Source organism: Synechococcus sp. MIT S9452 (assembly GCF_047304245.1).
Taxonomy (GTDB): domain Bacteria; phylum Cyanobacteriota; class Cyanobacteriia; order PCC-6307; family Cyanobiaceae; genus RCC307.
On sequence record NZ_CP138956.1, the window covers coordinates 543,951 to 560,556 of the forward strand.

The 16,606-nt window shown below is 56.2% G+C and carries 31 protein-coding genes; 17 read left to right on the forward strand and 14 right to left on the reverse strand.

The window, feature by feature from the left end:
• Positions 1 to 113: 113 nt before the first annotated feature.
• Together petE and rpmG are read right to left on the reverse strand one after the other, a co-directional pair.
• Positions 114 to 470, reverse strand: coding sequence for a plastocyanin (petE, locus tag SIB46_RS02810; RefSeq protein ID WP_413297034.1), 357 nt, complete (start codon positions 468 to 470; stop codon positions 114 to 116).
• Between the two features lie 228 nt (positions 471 to 698).
• On the reverse strand, positions 699 to 899 hold the full coding sequence (gene rpmG / locus SIB46_RS02815) for a 50S ribosomal protein L33 (RefSeq protein ID WP_413297035.1): 201 nt from the start codon (positions 897 to 899) through the stop codon (positions 699 to 701).
• Between the two features lie 1,408 nt (positions 900 to 2,307).
• On the opposite strand from rpmG, the gene SIB46_RS02820 reads away from it, so the two are divergent.
• On the forward strand, positions 2,308 to 3,060 hold the full coding sequence (locus SIB46_RS02820) for a Coq4 family protein (protein WP_413297036.1): 753 nt from the start codon (positions 2,308 to 2,310) through the stop codon (positions 3,058 to 3,060).
• Between the two features lie 238 nt (positions 3,061 to 3,298).
• Positions 3,299 to 3,442, forward strand: a complete 144-nt coding sequence (locus tag SIB46_RS02825; protein ID WP_413297037.1) for a hypothetical protein — start codon at positions 3,299 to 3,301, stop codon at positions 3,440 to 3,442.
• 25 nt (positions 3,443 to 3,467) lie between these two features.
• Here the strand turns inward: SIB46_RS02825 and SIB46_RS02830 are convergent, their stop codons facing one another.
• Entirely contained in the window at positions 3,468 to 3,650 is a 183-nt protein-coding gene (locus SIB46_RS02830) for a hypothetical protein (RefSeq protein ID WP_413297038.1), read from the reverse strand.
• A 226-nt stretch (positions 3,651 to 3,876) separates the two neighbouring features.
• On the opposite strand from SIB46_RS02830, the gene SIB46_RS02835 reads away from it, so the two are divergent.
• The 3 genes from SIB46_RS02835 to SIB46_RS02845 all read left to right on the forward strand — a co-directional run bounded on the left by SIB46_RS02835 (position 3,877) and on the right by SIB46_RS02845 (position 5,884).
• Positions 3,877 to 5,025 (forward strand): acyltransferase family protein, encoded by a 1,149-nt coding sequence (locus tag SIB46_RS02835; protein ID WP_413297039.1) that lies wholly within the window; start codon positions 3,877 to 3,879, stop codon positions 5,023 to 5,025.
• 109 nt (positions 5,026 to 5,134) lie between these two features.
• Entirely contained in the window at positions 5,135 to 5,308 is a 174-nt protein-coding gene (locus tag SIB46_RS02840; protein WP_413297040.1) for a hypothetical protein, read from the forward strand.
• A 201-nt stretch (positions 5,309 to 5,509) separates the two neighbouring features.
• Entirely contained in the window at positions 5,510 to 5,884 is a 375-nt protein-coding gene (locus SIB46_RS02845) for a hypothetical protein (protein WP_413297041.1), read from the forward strand.
• A gap of 102 nt (positions 5,885 to 5,986) precedes the next feature.
• Here the strand turns inward: SIB46_RS02845 and SIB46_RS02850 are convergent, their stop codons facing one another.
• A complete protein-coding gene (locus SIB46_RS02850; RefSeq protein WP_413297042.1) occupies positions 5,987 to 6,346 on the reverse strand; it encodes a hypothetical protein in 360 nt (119 codons plus the stop codon).
• A 416-nt stretch (positions 6,347 to 6,762) separates the two neighbouring features.
• Between SIB46_RS02850 and SIB46_RS02855 the strand changes: the two genes are divergently transcribed.
• Complete coding sequence (locus tag SIB46_RS02855; protein WP_413297043.1) at positions 6,763 to 7,038, forward strand: hypothetical protein; 276 nt, start codon at positions 6,763 to 6,765, stop codon at positions 7,036 to 7,038.
• Here SIB46_RS02855 and SIB46_RS02860 read toward each other — a convergent pair.
• The 4 genes from SIB46_RS02860 to SIB46_RS02875 form a co-directional block, all read right to left on the reverse strand.
• Positions 7,035 to 7,202, reverse strand: coding sequence for a hypothetical protein (locus tag SIB46_RS02860; RefSeq protein WP_413297044.1), 168 nt, complete (start codon positions 7,200 to 7,202; stop codon positions 7,035 to 7,037). The two genes, SIB46_RS02855 and SIB46_RS02860, sit on opposite strands and share 4 nt — an antisense overlap.
• A 147-nt stretch (positions 7,203 to 7,349) precedes the next feature.
• Positions 7,350 to 7,481: a hypothetical protein gene (locus SIB46_RS02865; protein WP_413297045.1), complete on the reverse strand. Its 132-nt coding sequence runs from the start codon at positions 7,479 to 7,481 to the stop codon at positions 7,350 to 7,352.
• A 207-nt stretch (positions 7,482 to 7,688) separates the two neighbouring features.
• On the reverse strand, positions 7,689 to 7,847 hold the full coding sequence (locus SIB46_RS02870) for a hypothetical protein (RefSeq protein WP_413297046.1): 159 nt from the start codon (positions 7,845 to 7,847) through the stop codon (positions 7,689 to 7,691).
• 174 nt (positions 7,848 to 8,021) lie between these two features.
• A complete protein-coding gene (locus SIB46_RS02875; RefSeq protein WP_413297047.1) occupies positions 8,022 to 8,201 on the reverse strand; it encodes a hypothetical protein in 180 nt (59 codons plus the stop codon).
• Between the two features lie 589 nt (positions 8,202 to 8,790).
• Between SIB46_RS02875 and SIB46_RS02880 the strand changes: the two genes are divergently transcribed.
• From SIB46_RS02880 to SIB46_RS02890, 3 genes are all read left to right on the forward strand, one after another.
• Positions 8,791 to 8,979, forward strand: coding sequence for a hypothetical protein (locus SIB46_RS02880; protein ID WP_413297048.1), 189 nt, complete (start codon positions 8,791 to 8,793; stop codon positions 8,977 to 8,979).
• 320 nt (positions 8,980 to 9,299) lie between these two features.
• Positions 9,300 to 9,560 carry a hypothetical protein gene (locus SIB46_RS02885; RefSeq protein WP_413297049.1) on the forward strand — a complete coding sequence of 87 codons (261 nt, stop codon included), beginning with the start codon at positions 9,300 to 9,302 and terminating at the stop codon, positions 9,558 to 9,560.
• Between the two features lie 74 nt (positions 9,561 to 9,634).
• Positions 9,635 to 9,856, forward strand: a complete 222-nt coding sequence (locus tag SIB46_RS02890; RefSeq protein WP_413297050.1) for a hypothetical protein — start codon at positions 9,635 to 9,637, stop codon at positions 9,854 to 9,856.
• A 9-nt stretch (positions 9,857 to 9,865) separates the two neighbouring features.
• Here SIB46_RS02890 and SIB46_RS02895 read toward each other — a convergent pair whose 3' ends face one another.
• Positions 9,866 to 10,207: a hypothetical protein gene (locus SIB46_RS02895; RefSeq protein WP_413297051.1), complete on the reverse strand. Its 342-nt coding sequence runs from the start codon at positions 10,205 to 10,207 to the stop codon at positions 9,866 to 9,868.
• Between the two features lie 150 nt (positions 10,208 to 10,357).
• Here SIB46_RS02895 and SIB46_RS02900 point away from each other — a divergent pair, with 150 nt between their 5' ends.
• The gene (locus SIB46_RS02900) at positions 10,358 to 10,672 is read left to right on the forward strand and encodes a DUF3303 domain-containing protein (protein WP_413297052.1); all 315 of its coding nucleotides are present in this window, start codon (positions 10,358 to 10,360) and stop codon (positions 10,670 to 10,672) included.
• Positions 10,673 to 11,131: 459 nt separating this feature from the next.
• Here the strand turns inward: SIB46_RS02900 and SIB46_RS02905 are convergent, their stop codons facing one another.
• Together SIB46_RS02905 and SIB46_RS02910 are read right to left on the reverse strand one after the other, a co-directional pair.
• Entirely contained in the window at positions 11,132 to 11,404 is a 273-nt protein-coding gene (locus SIB46_RS02905) for a DUF3764 family protein (RefSeq protein ID WP_413297053.1), read from the reverse strand.
• A 254-nt stretch (positions 11,405 to 11,658) separates the two neighbouring features.
• Positions 11,659 to 11,829 (reverse strand): hypothetical protein, encoded by a 171-nt coding sequence (locus tag SIB46_RS02910; protein WP_413297054.1) that lies wholly within the window; start codon positions 11,827 to 11,829, stop codon positions 11,659 to 11,661.
• A gap of 328 nt (positions 11,830 to 12,157) precedes the next feature.
• Here SIB46_RS02910 and SIB46_RS02915 point away from each other — a divergent pair, with 328 nt between their 5' ends.
• From SIB46_RS02915 to SIB46_RS02930, 4 genes are all read left to right on the forward strand, one after another.
• Positions 12,158 to 12,388, forward strand: coding sequence for a hypothetical protein (locus SIB46_RS02915; RefSeq protein ID WP_413297055.1), 231 nt, complete (start codon positions 12,158 to 12,160; stop codon positions 12,386 to 12,388).
• A gap of 432 nt (positions 12,389 to 12,820) precedes the next feature.
• Positions 12,821 to 13,024 carry a hypothetical protein gene (locus SIB46_RS02920; protein WP_413297056.1) on the forward strand — a complete coding sequence of 68 codons (204 nt, stop codon included), beginning with the start codon at positions 12,821 to 12,823 and terminating at the stop codon, positions 13,022 to 13,024.
• A 514-nt stretch (positions 13,025 to 13,538) separates the two neighbouring features.
• Positions 13,539 to 13,763: a hypothetical protein gene (locus SIB46_RS02925; RefSeq protein WP_255445504.1), complete on the forward strand. Its 225-nt coding sequence runs from the start codon at positions 13,539 to 13,541 to the stop codon at positions 13,761 to 13,763.
• A gap of 107 nt (positions 13,764 to 13,870) precedes the next feature.
• A complete protein-coding gene (locus SIB46_RS02930; protein WP_413297057.1) occupies positions 13,871 to 14,125 on the forward strand; it encodes an RNA recognition motif domain-containing protein in 255 nt (84 codons plus the stop codon).
• Positions 14,126 to 14,164: 39 nt separating this feature from the next.
• On the opposite strand, the gene SIB46_RS02935 is transcribed toward SIB46_RS02930, so the two are convergent.
• Complete coding sequence (locus SIB46_RS02935) at positions 14,165 to 14,554, reverse strand: hypothetical protein (RefSeq protein WP_413297058.1); 390 nt, start codon at positions 14,552 to 14,554, stop codon at positions 14,165 to 14,167.
• A 304-nt stretch (positions 14,555 to 14,858) separates the two neighbouring features.
• On the opposite strand from SIB46_RS02935, the gene SIB46_RS02940 reads away from it, so the two are divergent.
• Complete coding sequence (locus SIB46_RS02940) at positions 14,859 to 15,101, forward strand: hypothetical protein (RefSeq protein WP_186550369.1); 243 nt, start codon at positions 14,859 to 14,861, stop codon at positions 15,099 to 15,101.
• 182 nt (positions 15,102 to 15,283) lie between these two features.
• Here SIB46_RS02940 and SIB46_RS02945 read toward each other — a convergent pair whose 3' ends face one another.
• Together SIB46_RS02945 and SIB46_RS02950 are read right to left on the reverse strand one after the other, a co-directional pair.
• Positions 15,284 to 15,655 (reverse strand): hypothetical protein, encoded by a 372-nt coding sequence (locus SIB46_RS02945; protein ID WP_413297059.1) that lies wholly within the window; start codon positions 15,653 to 15,655, stop codon positions 15,284 to 15,286.
• Between the two features lie 61 nt (positions 15,656 to 15,716).
• Positions 15,717 to 15,857 (reverse strand): hypothetical protein, encoded by a 141-nt coding sequence (locus tag SIB46_RS02950; RefSeq protein ID WP_413297060.1) that lies wholly within the window; start codon positions 15,855 to 15,857, stop codon positions 15,717 to 15,719.
• A gap of 177 nt (positions 15,858 to 16,034) precedes the next feature.
• Between SIB46_RS02950 and SIB46_RS02955 the strand changes: the two genes are divergently transcribed.
• Positions 16,035 to 16,274 carry a hypothetical protein gene (locus tag SIB46_RS02955; protein ID WP_413297061.1) on the forward strand — a complete coding sequence of 80 codons (240 nt, stop codon included), beginning with the start codon at positions 16,035 to 16,037 and terminating at the stop codon, positions 16,272 to 16,274.
• A gap of 83 nt (positions 16,275 to 16,357) precedes the next feature.
• Positions 16,358 to 16,585 carry a hypothetical protein gene (locus SIB46_RS02960; RefSeq protein WP_413297062.1) on the forward strand — a complete coding sequence of 76 codons (228 nt, stop codon included), beginning with the start codon at positions 16,358 to 16,360 and terminating at the stop codon, positions 16,583 to 16,585.
• The last annotated feature ends 21 nt before the right edge of the window (positions 16,586 to 16,606 follow it).

The window sequence follows — 16,606 nt, forward strand, 5'->3', positions numbered from 1 at the left end:
CGGCTGGGACAGTCATCTCTTGCCGATCACCTGCTGTCACGCCACTGGCAGCAAAAAGTCCTAGGGAGATCTGGTTCGGCCTCCCTAGGCGCAAAATCATTTTGAGTTAGCTCTTACTCAACGATCACTTTGCCGACCATGCCAGCACCAGCATGGGGCTCGCAGTAAAAGTCGTAGGTACCAACTTCTTCAAAGGTTTCTTCCCAGCTTTCACCAGTTGTATAAGCCAGATCGTGGTGGCTGAGCTCTTCGTGGCCTTTGAACACAGCGTTATGGGGCGGAATCTTGTTGTTCACGAACTTCACCGTGTCACCAGGGTGAATCGTGACGGATTGGGGCTCAAACGCCAGCAGTCCAGCGTCGGTGCCGAGTTTGATTTCGACGGTGTCAGCCAACACAGGACTGACTTGCAGCAGGAAGACAACAACTGCAACTGAGAAGGCTGCTGCAATGGACCGTAGTAATGCCATGGCTTAGGTGGCGTAGGAATTGGGTTGACTTTAAAAAAGATCACTCAAGAGTGCGTCAGCCATCTTGAGCAGCTCAGCAATGGGAAGGGATCACGACCTGAGCGAAGCAATGCATCCACTTGAGTAGAACCACTTCTTCCTACAAGACGGCTTCCACTAGAGAGAACTCAATCGATACCACTTGAGGTAACAGCTGTTTCCCTGGCCCAACAAGACCGGAAGGGCGCATTACTTGATTTCTCGGTGGATCGTCATTCGATTAAGTTGCGGGCAAAACTTTTTGAGCTCTAAGCGTTCGGTTGTATTGCGCCGGTTCTTCTCTGTTGTGTAGCGCGAAACACCCGGCATTCGCTTGTCTGATTCTGGAACGCTTCGGCATTCGGTGCACTCAAGAGTGACAACGATGCGAACTCCCTTGTTCTTGGCCATGGATCATCGTCTCGCGAAAAAGGAATTCCCCAGCACCATCACTGGGCTTTGAGATCAGCCCTGACCACTGGAATTCATCAATTTGTCGTGGCGTTAGATCGCTGAATGTCTCCAATTTGGCTCCAGCATGTGGTGCGTGATGCCGTGGCAGGTATCAAAACAATAGGCTCGTATCTATAGGCAAGCGGTTGAACGCCTGAACCACGGAGCCAATCAACGGCAACCAGCAGCCGCAGCATCAGGTACAGGAGCCCGGAGAAAACGGCTGATGATCGGCTGGCTAGCGGGATGTCCATCTGCTGGCCCTCTGTTGTTATTCCCTGCGGTGTGACAACAGGGCAAGTCCCAGGATTCCCGAGAGTCCTGGGCGCCAACGCCGTCCTGACGGGGAGACAGGCAGGACGGTTTAGCCCCAGGGACTTCATCACTCCCTGGGCACCCATTCACAACTGAACCCCAGCAGCCATCAGCGGCAACACCTGCCCAGAACATTGATCACCTATCGATCGCAGATGCCGGGCGATGGTTACTTCGTCGGCGGGGACGCCACTCTTTTGCCGACTCTCTGCTGCCTTTCCGTTTTGGCAGCAGGCAAGTTCTAGAGGGACATGGTTCAGCCCCTCTAGGCGCATCAACCGCGCTCAAGATGGGCCTTGATCGCGGTCAAAGTCCTGGAGTTCCGAGACGCTCCAGGCGCTTTTTGAACAACACAGCTTCAGTCGCAACGTTGACCTGAATCATTAGTCACCTGCTCAAGCAGGGGCACTGGCCATGGTGTTGTTGACCCCTCACCCATGGGCGTGGTGGGTCATCTGCCCTGGGGTTGGGTCCCTCCGGGCAAACCAACCGTTTTCAAGATGGCCTCTCTGGAGCGGTTGAAGTCCCGGGGCTTGCACTGCACCTCGGGCGCCTTTGCATCGCTGAACCTCACAAGCGATCATCCGCGACATAACTCCATAGCATTAGGTAGCAGCTGATACTGAAGAGTCAGGCATCCTTCGGTCATCAGCAGTCGTCCTACTGCTGGTCATCTGTTGTCGCACCCCCGCCAGGGAAGGCAGCAGCACAAGTCCCAGGTGCTGAACACACACAGAGCAGCCCTGGGCGCAAAACCGCTCTTCAAGATGGCCTCTAGTGGAGCGGCCCAAGTCCCGGAGTTCGCATCCCTCCGGGCAACCAATCAAGAAAACACGTCTGACCTGGCGTTGTATCTCTCATCGTCCGACTGGCTTCATTCCAAACGATGCAGCCGATCCATCAAGCCTTGAACGCTGTCACATCCAAGCCAAGAAGCGGGGAGGATGTCCGCGTGGATCCGAACCTGAAGTAGGCGGCGTTGACTCAGCAAAGTCTCAGAAGCCAATCACCATTTTGGGGGAGCAAAGCTACTGGGGGTCCAGCGACATTGATGGCAGAGCTTCAGCAACAGATGACTTCAGGACAAAAGCACTACGTACGCTCATCATTTTCTGAGGGGGCCACAAAGCTAGGGATTTCGATTCTGCAGACAGCAAAACAACCCCACAGAATATTTCAACACGGCCGGTATTTTGGAATTCCAGCAGAGACCAAACTGCAGAAAGATTGTGTCAAGAGAATTCTCGACACCCCAAAAATTAAGGACCTGCTGGCTAACCGGCCATCACAAACATGGCCGGATCTTGAGCAAATGGCTGCCATGCCTAAAGGGAGTCTTGGTTGGTGCGTGCATCGCCGACTGGAGAAGCTTGGGATCTCTTTTTTAGTTGATCAATCGCAGGCATCAGAATCCCAAACGGATGAAGAGTTCGTGGCAATCAGAGCTGCACGGTTGCATGACATTCACCACACGATTCTCGGGCTTCCAATCACAGTGGCAGGCGAAGCTGCTGCAACAGCGTTTTATGCGAGCAGTGGATCCATGCCATATCAGATTGGAGTGTTGTCATCGTTGATGCTGCGTGGTGCCTACGCGCCAAGTGAGCGCAGACTGATCTGGGATGGAATCGGTTTTGGCATTGCCGTTGGTCAGCAGGTGCCTGAACTCTTCTCGCCTCGCTGGGAAGAGGGCTGGGAAAAAACAATCATCGATTGGCAGGATGAATTGGGTCTCAGCGAGCTCCTGAAAGCCTCTCCGTTCCAGGATGAATTCGAAACCATCTATGGATTAAATCTCGAATGATTGAGGCCTGAAGTGTCTGATGCCGCCCGCTGCTGCAAAAGCAGTGATTGTTGGCAATTCACTCTTTTGAGGGAAGCGGCTAACCATCACGGCAGCGACAGTGAAATCAACCGCTCAAGAGCAATGTTCGTTTTTGGATTCACCGCAGGTGTGGCCTTCGCCTTTGGCGCCACGGCGTACGCCTACCGGCTGGTCAAGCAGATCCCTGGCAACACCACTGAGCACTGAGCACTGAGCCATGAAGCTCCTGATCGAAATCTTGGGCACCGGCCCACTGGTCTTGACCCTCTCCCTGCTGGCCTGCATCGGGATTGCGGCCTACAGCCTGCAACTAGCGCCAGCAGCCCATCAACGCCTAGAGATCGAGCACCGCTTCCGCTAGGGGCACTCAGGGTTTCAGCCAACGATCACGCTGCCGCTTCAGCGCTCCAGTGCGAAGGCATCTTGGTGACGATCAGTTCAGGCATCTGTGCGATGAGCCGCTGAACGTTGTGCATGCCCCTAACCACGTGGCAAACGCCTTCTGGATCGCAGACCCGGTAGTACTCAAAGCCTTCTGGTGCACTGGTGAGCTTGATCGGTCGCCTCATCCGCTTCCTCCAGAGAGGACAACAATGCGCTGGCCAAAGGAAATTCCGCTGCCTCCCAAACATTTGTTCATGCCCGGGCGCCCACGCAAGAGACGGGTCTGCTGATCGGCTAGGCGCTGGTCAAGCACGGTTCACTCAGAAAAGTCTCAGTTTCAAATCACCCATCTGGGGGAGCAGGTTTGTGAAATTCCTGGTGAAGCTGGATCTATGACTCACCGACAAACCAGTGGCTCACCTACAAACCAGCACTAAAAAGCGGGTGCTCTTTATTGACCAGATCAAAGCGCTCATGATCGCGCTGGTCATTGCAATACATGTTTTGTTTGCAATGATCATCCCCGGAGCTTGGTTTGGCATTCATATCCCCAGCGATGGATCTACTCATCCTTTATTTGCAGGCATATCTGTTTGGTTGCTGTTCTTCTGCAATAGCTTTTTTATGTATATGTTATTTCTGATCTCGGGCTACTTCGTTCCGCGCTCGATTCACAAAAAAGGGGTGGCGCGGTACCTCAAAGAGCGCCTGCTACGGATTGGAGTTCCCTTGTTGTTTGGCCTGCTATTGATCAATAGCTCCTCATTGCTTTTGGCGAGGCTTTCACCAGGCAGTGCGACAGCAAATATCCCCTGGAGAGAGCTACCTTTTAACCAGCTAGGAGTGCTGTGGTTTCTGGTGGTTCTGTTTGCCTTCGATTTGCTCTATTGCGCTTGGGTAAAACTGAGAGGTGATCGCTTCGCACTTAACACATCTGTGCCCACACCCCAGTTGCGCTCTTGGTTGATCAGTGCTGTTGTCCTCGCGATTCTTGAGGCGGTAATGACAACACAGAAGGAACTCTGGGCTGTTGTGGCACGGTTGCCGCTCGGTGGCCTTGAAACTCAGGGCGCTCATATATTCACATACGCCTTTTTGTTTTTTCTTGGCTGCAAGGCATCATCCCATCGTTGGCTGGAGCGACTTGACCCTCATTTGGTTATGCGGTGGTTCCGCTTCTCAATCGCAGTAGCCCTCAGCCTTTTAACAATCTGCTTAGTGGTTACCTTTAACGGCAGCTTGGCAGATCAGTTTGGGAAACTTGTACTTCTGGCCAATCTCCTAAACCCCTTCATTGGCTGGGGAGTGATGGCTTATCTGCTGTTGTGGTTCCAGCGCAATGAAAATCGCTTCGGCCAGCCGCTGGCCAATGCTGGAGTTGACAGCTTTGGAGCCTACATAATTCATTCTCTTGTACTGGTCATTGTTCTGGAGGTCATTGGTTTCATTGGCCTCAATCCTTGGCTTATTGCCGCTGCTGGAATATCACTGGGAATCATCTTCTCCTTTGGAGCCATTCATCAGCTCAGACGGATCCCAGCTGTTGCCAGGATGATCTAGTTCACGAATCCTCTGCGCCTCATGGCATGTTTCTGGCCCCTGCTTCGGCGGGGGCTTTTTGATGGCAATTCACTCGTTTGGGGGAAGCGGGGAACCATGACAAGCAGTGATGGTGGAAGTCTCCCGAGAAATCCTCATGAAACGGATTTATGTCGCTGGCGTCTTGATTGCTGTGTGCTTTGCCGGCTGGATGTATCAAGCGCCAATCAGTCATCAAGCAACACGCTGGATGACAGCTACTGGCGAGTACAGCAAGGCCGTGGCGGAGTTCGGCGCTCTGTGACGCAAGGGACGTCCTCTCAAATCGAGCAAGCAATGGGGATCTGAATGGCATCGGCATAAACCGCGCCTCATTCCAAAAAGCGCTTCTCGCCTCTACATGCGCAGATTTTTTGGTCATTCACCCCTCTGGGGGAGCCGCTGGATGGGTTCCTGAAGAGAGGTTGGAAGAACGAAGTGAGATCGATCAGTGAGCAAACTGCCTTTGAAACGAAAGCCCCTAGCTCGGAAGGCGGCCGTCTGGTTGTCGTGCCTGGTGCTTGGTGGCTCGATCCTGATCCCAGTTGTGTGGCTCAACGTCTATTCAACGAACAGGCCTGAAAGGAAACGGTATGAGGTGGTCATAGACAACAAGGACGACGTCTACCGCATGGAGCAGGTTCACCTGACGATTGATAAGGAGCCCTACTGCGGGACCCTTGAGAGCCGTGGGCACCAAGGCCGGGGTGTTTTGGAAATCAGCGGAGCGGAGCCGCGGCAAGTCAGCATTGAACCTTGCTTCGATGAGTTCACTAGCGGGAGGAGGACAGAGGCAGTGAAGCTGCCATCAGGAAGGCTGCTGTTCCTCAAAGAGATCTAGGACTCATCGCCATTGGCGAGCGTGCTTGCCAGCCAGCAACAACCAGCTGATCTGCGTAGCTCGAAACAGCGCCACGACGCAAGACACCGCGGAATTGATCAGCTATTCAGATCGCTGGGCGGCAAGGATGGCAACGGGAGCCATGCCGATGAAAACGCCGAGGAAAGGCCCGGTCCAACTCAGCACAAGCAACACCAGATTGATGCCGCTGAGCAGGTTCCGCTTGCGGGCGATGGTGGTCGCCAAGACACCACAAAGAACAATGGCCGAGATCGCCCCAAGGGCTGTCATCGCTTTGTTGACTGCGATCGCTACATCACCAAACACCAGGCCAGCCACGGTGCCAACCACAGCACCCAAGATGGCCAAAACGATCACCAGTCCAAAGCTGTAGGCGAGATAGAACCCCAGGGCTTGCAAGGGAGTGCGGCGCATCGCCAGATCGGTCAAACCGCTGAACATCGGCGCTCATCTCCCAGGCACTTTTGAAGCGTAGGGAGAAAAATCTATGGCGCCACGCAAGCGCCCAGCCCCAAAAGACCACAAAAAAACGCTCTGGAAGCCCCCAGAGCGACAGATGTCCGATCAGTCGTGTGGATCGGCTGCTTGCTTCCGATCCACCTCTCCGGTCTTCGGCTGCTCAGCAGCCTTTTGGCAATGGATTGGGGATTGATCGGGGGCCACACGTCAAACACCCCCGGCGCTGGCCTGGCCTCGCAGATACCAAGACGGCGCTGCCAATCGTCCTAAGCGGTCCAGGCCGGACTGCCTTGTCTCGAGGAGCACATGGGAGATCAATGAATCCAACAACTCCTGCGAACACTTGTCGCCTGCTGAGTTTCCGTAAACCTGAAGGGCTTGCCTCACTGGATCCCGGTTTGAACCTCCCAAATGTTCTCGATTGGAGTCAGTACCTTCCACTCGTCATCGTGTATGCCGTTGTTCTCTATGGCATCTCTGTGGTGCTGATTCGCCGCATCGCTGTGGCCAAGGGCTACAACGGCCGGAACTGGCTGTTCCTGGCTTTGGCCTTTGCTCCGATCGCCGCTGTGGCTGTATCAGCCCTGCCGAACCGCGTGCTCTATCAACGCATCTGTGAAATCCGAGATGCCGCCCGCGTCATGGCCAAAGGCGCAGATCAGCCGATGGCCTAAGCCGTTTTAGTTTTGCGGTCTTCCCAGAGGCGCAGCTGATGGCGGGCCATCCGGCCTAACTCACTGGCTGGGCCATGCAAGACCAAACGCGCTTTCCAGCGTTCAATCACCTGCTCGGTGACCTCAGCTGATTCAGTGAAGCTCTTTTTGGCGGATGGCTCCACTGGCTAGCGATCACAGATGGGCATTCAACGTAGGGAGTTAAGGCCGCCACTGCACCCTATGGATGGTTTTGGGGTGGTTATCCGAACGTCTTGCAGGCAATTGGAGAGACGACAACTGGACGATGTCGATCGGCCAGAGCCAAGTGATCAAGCCTGGGCCTGAACGATCAAACCAAGAATCAGCTTGAGCGAAAACGCACTCCAAGCCAAGAGCGAAAACATCACCATCACAGAACTGATGGTTTTCAGAAGCGCCTGTTTGGCCGAGAGAATCAGCAAGGCCTGAAGGCGTCTGTGTTCACTGTGGTGTTCAGCTCAGATCAGGACTTCAGATCACAGAAAGTCAGCTGATCGAGCCCGGATGAATGGCTTGCTGGGCCCGAGATCATCAACCGACCCAAGCCAAGCCAGGCCACTGTTCTGGTCACGCAGAGCAGACCGAGGCCAATACAGATGGGGCAGTGAAGAGGTCCCATGTCTCAAGGATCACCACATGTATTGGGCGGGGTCTGGAACACCAGCTTTGATGCGTGCTTGCTTCAGCAGCTGTTCTTCCAGCTTCAGCGTGGCCGCACGTTCGGCTGCCCTTTCTTGCTGATAGGCCTTACTGCCAACGCGTGGAAGCTTGGTGGTGGTGTAATCCATGCCTTCTCTCTAGCCACGCAATCTGCTGAAAGCCGGTTGGAAATATGGAGAGCGTTTGTGGTCGTGGCTATCCCTCCCAAGCAGCTGTGCATGAGCGGCTGCAACCTCACACACCCACAGGGCTCCGCAACTCGACGGGGCTTTTTTATGAGTGATCAGTTGATTCCCGCTGATTCAGCGCTCACCCAGGATTTCTTCCCAGGTCGGCGTTAGGCATCGCTGCTCCATCGCATGAATGGAGGCGAGGATTTTGTCGGCTTTGCGGATGAGATGCAGGCCATCTTTCCTGCCGCCAGCAGCATCGATCTGCAGCAGCAAATCCGCATAGGAACTCTTCAGTTGTTTCAGGGTCATACGTGTCTTGGACTGGTGTTTGAGAAGGGGTGAATGGACGGCGCTCGAGTGGCGCTGAGGTATTAGGCGGTCAAAAACTGGTCAGTTCTTATTCCCGGATTACCAAACCGCTGTGATCTTAAAGCAGTTGATGCCGCATTGCTTCAGCGCTGTGCTGATCTGTCATGACCAACGGCTGCATCACATCAGGGTTTAAGCACGCCATTCCCACTCAAGGTTTTTTCTCCTGAAAAGGCAATGCGCGTTTTCACCGATGCGAAAAAACCTGAGCAGGCGGAAAGTAGTGCCATCGAGATCGGAGGAACGCATGACGGCCGACACTCCACCCCAGCAAAACCAAGAAGCAGCCTGACTGAATTGGCCCCTGCTCCAACAGTTTCCCTTTACTCGTGAGGTTGGTTCTCATCAAAACTCCTGGCTGATGCCATGGGTTGAGAACACTCCATCTGCACCGTGTGGTGCCCCCAGGAGTCACATCAACCGCACACCTGGATGTCATGGCCCCAGGGAGCCATAGCCAAGTCGCTTCTGCCTAGGTCGCCTCTTCTGCTGGAGGGGCGGCCTTCTTGTTTTTTAGAGGTGCAAGCCCATGACCAAAAAGCAGATCCAAAACCTTGTGATCAGGCTGGCTCTGACAGCCATCTGCCTGAAGTTCCCGTATTTGCTTTTGGTCCCTGCGCTCTGGTTCATTTGGTTTGCCAGGGATGGCCAAGGCATCTGGATTGATCGCAAGACCAAGGCTTTGCCGTTTGATGAAGACGTCCTCAGTCAGGGCTAGCCCTTGGGCTGACCTAACAGCGCCATCAAAGTCCTTAACGGCATTTCTTCCCATAGATCTGCGGGATTCACCTCTCTAGACAGCGCTTAGGCCCAAACAGGTCATGCGGGTTTTGCTCTATGGCCCATGACCTCGGGGTGAGGGGGAGAACCGCTCCCCCTAATCAATCGACAAGAGCTGGGGCAATTTTTCTCATGACAACAAACCGTCTCGGGATCAAGCTGTCATCAGTTGGATGACTCGGCGAGGGTCTTCTTCCTCGCCCTAAGGGAAGCGCGCTGACTGCGTGGGCTGTGCGTTCGGTTCTCCCTTGGTCATCAATGAAAAAAATCAAGCTCAAAGGCGATGGCATGGATGCATGCCAGTGGATCCATCGCGGCTACACCGTGACGCTGAACCCCGAACCGCGCGTGATCAGCATTGATGGCGTCACCACCAACCAGTACGAGATTTGGGGGCCTGACGCTGATGGCACCACCTTCATTGCCCAAGCCGGCACGCTGCTGGAAGCCAGGGAAACCATTGAGGCCGACTTAACGCGCTTAGCCAGCAAGGATTTCGGCAGCGGGCATTGGGCATAAGCCTCGCGGCGGGGCAGCACCCCTTGCGCCACTAGTACAGGCGCACTATCACAGGGGTCACTGTTCAGGCCGCCGTGCACTCACTCTTTGTACCCATCCAAGTTGGCGATCTGGTCGCTGTGCAGCCGCCGCGCCAAGAGCCATTCATCGGCCAGGTGCTCTACCTCGATGCGGATCCAAATGGCCAGCACACCAGCAACGCCCAGGTGATCCGCGAAGACACCATGGCGATCATCAGCATCGATCCAGGCTGGGTGCTGGATCGTGTTCCAGGGGAAGGCCCGGTCTGCGCCTAGCAGCGCGGCTCAGAACTTCCTCGGGTAGGGGGGAGTGCCCGCCAGCTCCAGGTTGATCTCGCGGCAGATATTCATCCAGGCACCCAGCCCGAAATTCACCCCATTGGGGCCATCGATGAACTCCTGAAACTGCTCAGCACTGATGCCCTCACGCACTTCCCAGATGCAATAGGCCGGCCCTTCAGGACCAATCGGGCAGAAGCAGTGGTTGTAGAAACCAGCCTCCAGGTTCTTGGCAACAGCCTCATCCCAGCCACCGCCAGGGGCCATGGCGGCCTGGGCGGTCTCCCACCACAGCTGAGCTTTGCCAGCTCGAAATTCGTGGTGAACGACAAAGAACTTGGAAGCCATCAGCAGCGCAAGAGACCGGTGGAGTGTCCCACCAACCAAGCGGACGTGATGTTCAAACAGCGGTGCTGCCCATCACATCTGCAATGGTGAGCCAGAGCACTGCGGCTATCAGCGCACCAACCATAGGGTTCGGCCCCCTGCTTTTTTGCCATGCAGCTCTACTGCGTGATCGGAACCTTCCCCGACATCGACAGCCAGCTGGCCGGCTACCGGGAATTCATCAACTATTTCGATGGCGGCTGCCTCAACGATTGCTTTGAAGGCTTTGAACTGCTGCATCGCGTGCACCTCCCTGGCCAAGGCCAAGTGGTGGCCCTGATGAAGGCCAACAGCACCGCTGAACTGTTCAAGCACCTAGCTCCTTGGCGCGCTCAATTCGGCGTTGAGATGGACATCACCCCGGCCATCAGCGATGCCGACGTGGTGGCCAATCACAAGGTCCTGTTTGCCCAGATGGAGGCCTGAGCAACACATGCCGCAACGGGTACACACAGGCCGCAACGCTTGTACGCATGCCGCAACGGCGCTTCTGCTCAAGCGCACTGCTGCCATCTGCTCATAGGACTGAAGTAAGCGTTCCCTAGTTCTCTCGCCGGGGTTGGGGAGTGCTTCCTGGGTGGCCTTTCCCAGGTTCTTGGCATGCACCTGCTTCGCCAATGAGCAGGTGCTTTTTTATGAGAGTCGCTACACGTATCGCAACGGCGCTTGTGCTCAAGCCAGATCAGCTCAGTTGCCAATAGAACGGAATCATGCGTTCCCTGTTTCTCCTGCCAGGGATAAGGGAGTGCCTGACGGGGCGGAAGTTCAATCCCCCGTCGCGTTGAGGGGCACCTGCTTTGTGATGAGGCAGGTGCTTTTTTTGTGCATTGATCGACGTGACAAGAGCCACGAGACCTCACCTGAGCGAGGAGGCCAGCGGAGAGCTCAGCTGTCGCTGTAGGCGCTGATCACCGTGCTTTCGATCACGTGGCCGGCGCCGCGGATCATCTCTTTGTTGTCTTCAAACAGCTTTTGCGCCACGCCAACCGGGCCCTGCTGCACCGCGCAGACCTTGCTGGGGTCTTCTTTGCTCACACCTCGAAACAGACTCTTGATGCCCACCGAGGCATGCATCTTGGCCACATCATCGCTGTCGTAAATCGCGGCCCACTGTGCGAAAGGAACGCTGAGGCTGAAGGTCCAGACGGTGGTTTCCATGCATTCAAAACGCTGCCCGCGGAGTGAAGCATCTGGGCCACGGCACCAGCGGTGATGGCTGTGACAGCGGTGTTACCCGCCTGATGGATGGGGCTTGCGCCGATAGGGGGTGCCAAGCCGCACCAATCGACCGTTCACCCATACCGGTGGAGAGGGAAGGCTGTGCAACGCAAAAATCGCTGAGCGGCTTCGCCAATGAAAGAGCAGCGGACCGCGTTGCTGACGCCGGCGCACACGCAAGTAAGGATGTGCTGTCACCAATCGACCGTGCCAAGGCTGTGCAGATAAAACGGATCGGCGAGGTCTTTGATATCAACCCTGACGCGATCACCACTGGCAACGTACTCAACAAAAAAAGCGCATTCGCCGGTGTCGTCGACGGCTTCCTCCTTGATCACGAAACGGCGCTGGGATTGGCTACTCATGGGCGGTACGAGCAATGGGGAGGTGGTGAGGGACACACCTGTTTCCTAAATCCAGCTCGAGCAGACCATTTGCAGCGACGGCTGCATTGGAGCCAACAACTGACACCCCAGCCTTGGGCCGCAGATCTACCCACGGGAAACCGTTGCTTTGGTGCCAACGGCGACGAGAAGGAGTGGTTTGAGCGCTTGAGCTGACTGAGCCAGGTGCCGAGAGCTACCACCAGAGCGCCTTGGCAAAGCCCTGCTGGCACAACACCGGTGTGAAGCTGATTGCACCGCACAGCCGCCAAGAAGCTGCGAGCATCCAGACGTGGTTGCCTCAGCGCCAATGGCTAAACGCATGCTCTTGCTGCTGCTTCCCTTGGCACTAGTGCTGGGGGTTGTAACCACAGCACTGCTGCTGGGCGCCAAGACGGGAACCTCAAAAGGCAACTACTGGATCTACTTCTGCCGCATTGGTGTTGGTGCCGCAGCAGGACGCGATGGCGTCAAAACGGTGGGTCCAGTTGAGCCGGGATATGTCTCCAACATGCTGGGGAAAATCGCCGGCTGCTGGTGAGCTCACAACCTGCTCAATCCGATGACCACTTGGAAAACCGATCAGACCATGAATTTGGTTGGCGCCGTTGCGGTGCTCTCGCTCGGGGCTTGCTGAAGCCAGGGTTCAGGCCTTCCTGCCCTAGCGAAAGCGGGGCTCAGCCCCAACCGAAAACGTTCGGGTCACGGAGTAGCTCGTTTTGACCTCAGAGGCAGGCAAGTCCAGCACCTGAGCCGCAATCTCAACCGGATCACGACTAAAGCGTTTTATCCGAGCCGCCATCGAGCCCTGCGAATCGCTGGAACGTGAAAACCGTGGGTGGGAATAGGCGCGTGTGCGCTTCAGCTGGCAGAGCATGGCTTTCCCATCACTGATCTCGGTGTACCGGCAGGCTGGCGTTGGTCGCTCAGATGCCACGAATTCAATTGGGATCTCGCTGGAGGCGGAACTGTCTTGCACCGGAACAACCTGCACCGATTAAGAGCGGCCAAGCTGATTGAGCAGCACTGGCAGGATCTCTGCGACGTGGATCACGGAGCCTGGAGCGAGCAGTGGGGAGACGGCAGCGAGCTCACCAAGTTCTATCTGGCCTACCGGGAAGCCTGCTTCGAGTTGCGATCTGCACTTCAAGCGCAAAGGCGCACCCACCAGGGCTAAACACACTTCGTGATGCAGAAGACAAGCTGAGTTCCCTTGCGGCAGCTCCGATCATCTGCTCCTAGTGGGTGTGAGCATGAGTTCGTGAGGGCGGGTGGTTCTGCCCTCTTTTTATGCGCGAAAGGCCGTTGAAATGGCGCGCCACAACCGCCTCAAAACTTAGTTTACAATCCGTCACATCCCTGGGGTGATAGCTGGGGATGCAATCCAGACGCTCTTCGAGGGTGGCCTTGGGAAGCCACCCTTTTTTATGTCTGCAGGCAGGCCAATAAAAAACGCCCTAGGGGCCGCCCAGAGCGTCACTTCGACGTTTGATCGGCTGGTTACTGCCGACTGGAGCATTTTTAAAAGCCTTTTCTCTTCTCTGTGGCGGGCGCGGCCAAAGCGTTGCAGTCATTCACCAAAACGCGCAGCACAGACGAATTGGCTTTTCGGCCTGAACCGAATGATCGAAATCCCGGCTTTGGCGTCCAGCGAACCGCCAAAGGCCTAGGCCAACGTGCAGACTGCGCGAATGAAACAGCCGAATCAGCAGCAGCTCCGAGCGCTTCGGCTTACGGCGCTGGCCAGGGACAGCCAAGTGGTGGCCGATCTCAATGCCTCGATTGCGGACACCCCCGACTCGTTGGTGAAAGAGCTGATGGACACCCATGGCTGGCCAGCCCACGAAGCCTTATCAGCCGTTCAACAGCTGCAAGAAAAAGCGCTTCGAGACACCTATGAACAAGCCGCAGCCTGAGTGGCTCAAGCGGTTGAGGGGATCATGGCCAGCACCACAACCATCTCCTGATGCACTCAGCTGAGTGCGCCCCGTGGCAAGGTTGGTGATCAAACAGGCCTTTTCTTTTGACCATTTACATCGGCAATCTGTCTTGGGATTGCGAACAAGAAGATCTCCATAGCCTTTTCGCCGAATATGGCGCGGTCAAGAAATGCAGCCTGCCGCTGGATCGCGAGACAGGACGCAAGCGCGGCTTTGGCTTTGTCGACATGGCCAACGAGGCCGACGAGCAAAAGGCCATTGATGACCTGCAAGACGTCGAGTGGATGGGCCGCAACATCCGCGTGAACAAAGCCGAGCCCCGTCAGCCTCGCCGTTGATTGCGGCTCCAACCGCCGAACCCTTGCTTGATCAGGGGTTCATGTGGATGGGTTTGACTTGGTTGCAGCCTGCGGCTTGGACCAACTGCACACCCACTGGAGATGGTCGGCGTCATCGGGCAGTGGCACGTCCTTCCAGGTCCAGACCGAGTCAATCTCAGTCCAGTGCAGCTCTTCGTTGAGATAGCGCTGGTGAACCAGGTATTTCTTGGTCTTGCAGTTGAATTTTTTGATGTAGGTGGTGTTCCGCCCGTTCAGACGATCGGGGAACACATCGGATCGGATCACCACGATCCCGCTTGGCTCTCTGCGCAGATACCAATCGCGAGCCACCGGTTCGCCGTTGCCCCAAGGTTTGTAAACAGTGAAGTGATCAGTCTGGGCTCGCGCGGCCGACGCTGCGCTCAGCAGAGCAAAGGCGGTGATCAACAGCAGCTTCATCCAGCCACCAGGCCTGTGCTCATCCTCTCCCATGGCCGGCGTCCAGCCTGATCAGCCAGCCATGGCACAACCAAGGGAGTCATTGGCCACAGCCCTCCCACCGCATCCAGCACAGGTGGATTGCAGCAGCTGAGCCAAGGTTGCCTCGTTCGGCAGAAACGGTCGTCGCTGCCAACACCTGCCACCTCGCCTCTGGCGGCAGACAAGTCCCAGGGGTGAGGGTTCGGAGCCCCTGGGCACCACTTCCTTTTCAGTACACCCGTACTAACGTGAAAAACTCTGGGGTTAGCGCATGCGGCCGATTTTTCTGGATGTCCAGGTGGGTGATGTTGTCGCGGTCAACCCGCCGCGTGAGAAGGCCTACCTGGCGCAAGTGCTCTACGTAGAAGGAGGAGCCAGAACCAGCGACCCCAACTTTGTGCAGGTTTGCCGTGAGCTCGACTGCCACGTGATGAACATCTGCCCGAGTTGGATCATCGAGCGCTTGCCTTACCGCCCTGAACCAGAGCCACCGCAACACCTGGCGAGGCGTTGAAAAGGATTTGTTGAATGCAATAGGGAAAGCACCCGCCCACCTCGACGGGTGCCAGACCCATGTCCACCTCCAATCGACGCTTCGGAGTCAGACCACTCGGTCATAAGTTCATCTCGATACATAACACCTGAGTAGAAACACTCTGCTGTCAGCAGCGAGTCAGCACCGGGCGCAAGGGTGAATTAGTAATCGTCGCCGTAGGGCACATCAGAGCTGGAGTCCATCCAGGCCACGGTTGTTCGGTAGCCCTGGGCTTCGGTGACCTGGCGCTGCAGCGCAATGTCGCGAACGCCCTCAGGATCAAACCTGGGCGCTGTGATCCAGCTGAAGCCCTTGCCAAAGGTGTTGTCGGGATCAACGACATACCAGTGGCAAGCGGTGTCAGGCACGCTCACCGAACACTCTTTCCAATCGACATCCCACTGCGGCACCTGAACGAAGTTGAGCACGGCCAAAAGCGCCCCAAAGATGCTCAACAGCACTGGATTCCAGTTCAAGTCGGCGGAAGGTAGCACCGATTGATCGTCTGCCGTTGGATCGCCGAAGGCAGGCATCAAAAAACCCCCTCAGCATCCAGTGATGCCAAGGGGGCCGTCAAAATCCAGCCGAAGCCAGCTATTTCAGGGCTTCCTTACGGGCTTCCAGGATCGGCAGCATCTCAGCGGCTTTACGGCCAGCAGGACTATCAACGCCATGGATGTCTTGCCGGGAGTTCCAACGGTGGATCAGCCGATCCAGCAGATCTCGTTCAGTCATGAGGCCAAGGCGTCACTGCCCAGACGCTACGGGCAGCCACGCCCGCAATCCAGGCTTCGCAGGAATCTCTCCATACACCTGGCCAGAGAAATTTCAGATCGGGCGGTTATCCCTCCTGAGCCAGGCCGCAGCCGCAAGCGAGCAGTTCATACCTTTTGATCAGAGATATTTGATTCGATGTCTGACGACACCAGCAGCAAAAAAGACTGCGGCGGCAAGAAAAAAGCGATGCTGGCCTACGGCGTGATTCAGATCTCAGCCACTGTTGTGTCCGCCATCTCGCTCGCCGCCATTGCTCTGGGGCTCTGCTCCATCAAGCAAGAGAGCAAAGCGTTCAACACCTGCGTTGATGAGGTGATCGCCGAGGGCAAAACCAATGCAGCAGCTGTGCGCTATTGCAACGGCGGCGCGATCTAGGCCTACCAAGGGTTTCCTGAAGAGAGCATTCATCTAAAGGAACGAAATGCAGGGTGGAGTGAGCTCTTGAGCTTCTCTCTGTGATGACCAAACTTCTTGCCATCGCGGCGCTAGCCGGCCTTGGTCTCACCGCCACGGCCACTCCCTCACAAGCCAACTCGGTCTGCTACTGGGAAAACGGCCGGCAGATCTGTGCCAGCCGCAATGTGGCCCCACGCCGCAACGTGGATGTGCGCGTCAATGGCAACACCGGTGGTGCTGCTGTGCGCGTGCAAGGTCCCGCTGGCACCCGGGTGCGCGTCTACCGCTGAAGCCCACAGCCCCCGCCACCG

Coding starts and splice junctions, on each gene's coding strand:
- petE (WP_413297034.1), bottom strand. CDS start 470: ATGGCATTACTACGGTCCATTGCAGCAGCCTTCTCAGTTGCAGTTGTT.
- SIB46_RS02830 (WP_413297038.1), bottom strand. CDS start 3,650: ATGAGGCGACCGATCAAGCTCACCAGTGCACCAGAAGGCTTTGAGTAC.
- SIB46_RS02880 (WP_413297048.1), top strand. CDS start 8,791: ATGACCAAAAAGCAGATCCAAAACCTTGTGATCAGGCTGGCTCTGACA.
- SIB46_RS02915 (WP_413297055.1), top strand. CDS start 12,158: ATGGCTAAACGCATGCTCTTGCTGCTGCTTCCCTTGGCACTAGTGCTG.
- SIB46_RS02895 (WP_413297051.1), bottom strand. CDS start 10,207: ATGGCTTCCAAGTTCTTTGTCGTTCACCACGAATTTCGAGCTGGCAAA.
- SIB46_RS02905 (WP_413297053.1), bottom strand. CDS start 11,404: ATGGAAACCACCGTCTGGACCTTCAGCCTCAGCGTTCCTTTCGCACAG.
- SIB46_RS02945 (WP_413297059.1), bottom strand. CDS start 15,655: ATGCCTGCCTTCGGCGATCCAACGGCAGACGATCAATCGGTGCTACCT.
- SIB46_RS02960 (WP_413297062.1), top strand. CDS start 16,358: ATGACCAAACTTCTTGCCATCGCGGCGCTAGCCGGCCTTGGTCTCACC.
- SIB46_RS02900 (WP_413297052.1), top strand. CDS start 10,358: ATGCAGCTCTACTGCGTGATCGGAACCTTCCCCGACATCGACAGCCAG.
- SIB46_RS02955 (WP_413297061.1), top strand. CDS start 16,035: ATGTCTGACGACACCAGCAGCAAAAAAGACTGCGGCGGCAAGAAAAAA.
- SIB46_RS02910 (WP_413297054.1), bottom strand. CDS start 11,829: ATGAGTAGCCAATCCCAGCGCCGTTTCGTGATCAAGGAGGAAGCCGTC.
- SIB46_RS02885 (WP_413297049.1), top strand. CDS start 9,300: ATGAAAAAAATCAAGCTCAAAGGCGATGGCATGGATGCATGCCAGTGG.
- SIB46_RS02820 (WP_413297036.1), top strand. CDS start 2,308: ATGGCAGAGCTTCAGCAACAGATGACTTCAGGACAAAAGCACTACGTA.
- SIB46_RS02875 (WP_413297047.1), bottom strand. CDS start 8,201: ATGACCCTGAAACAACTGAAGAGTTCCTATGCGGATTTGCTGCTGCAG.
- SIB46_RS02940 (WP_186550369.1), top strand. CDS start 14,859: ATGCGGCCGATTTTTCTGGATGTCCAGGTGGGTGATGTTGTCGCGGTC.
- SIB46_RS02870 (WP_413297046.1), bottom strand. CDS start 7,847: ATGGATTACACCACCACCAAGCTTCCACGCGTTGGCAGTAAGGCCTAT.
- SIB46_RS02925 (WP_255445504.1), top strand. CDS start 13,539: ATGAAACAGCCGAATCAGCAGCAGCTCCGAGCGCTTCGGCTTACGGCG.
- SIB46_RS02950 (WP_413297060.1), bottom strand. CDS start 15,857: ATGACTGAACGAGATCTGCTGGATCGGCTGATCCACCGTTGGAACTCC.
- rpmG (WP_413297035.1), bottom strand. CDS start 899: ATGGCCAAGAACAAGGGAGTTCGCATCGTTGTCACTCTTGAGTGCACC.
- SIB46_RS02825 (WP_413297037.1), top strand. CDS start 3,299: ATGAAGCTCCTGATCGAAATCTTGGGCACCGGCCCACTGGTCTTGACC.
- SIB46_RS02840 (WP_413297040.1), top strand. CDS start 5,135: ATGGTGGAAGTCTCCCGAGAAATCCTCATGAAACGGATTTATGTCGCT.
- SIB46_RS02850 (WP_413297042.1), bottom strand. CDS start 6,346: ATGTTCAGCGGTTTGACCGATCTGGCGATGCGCCGCACTCCCTTGCAA.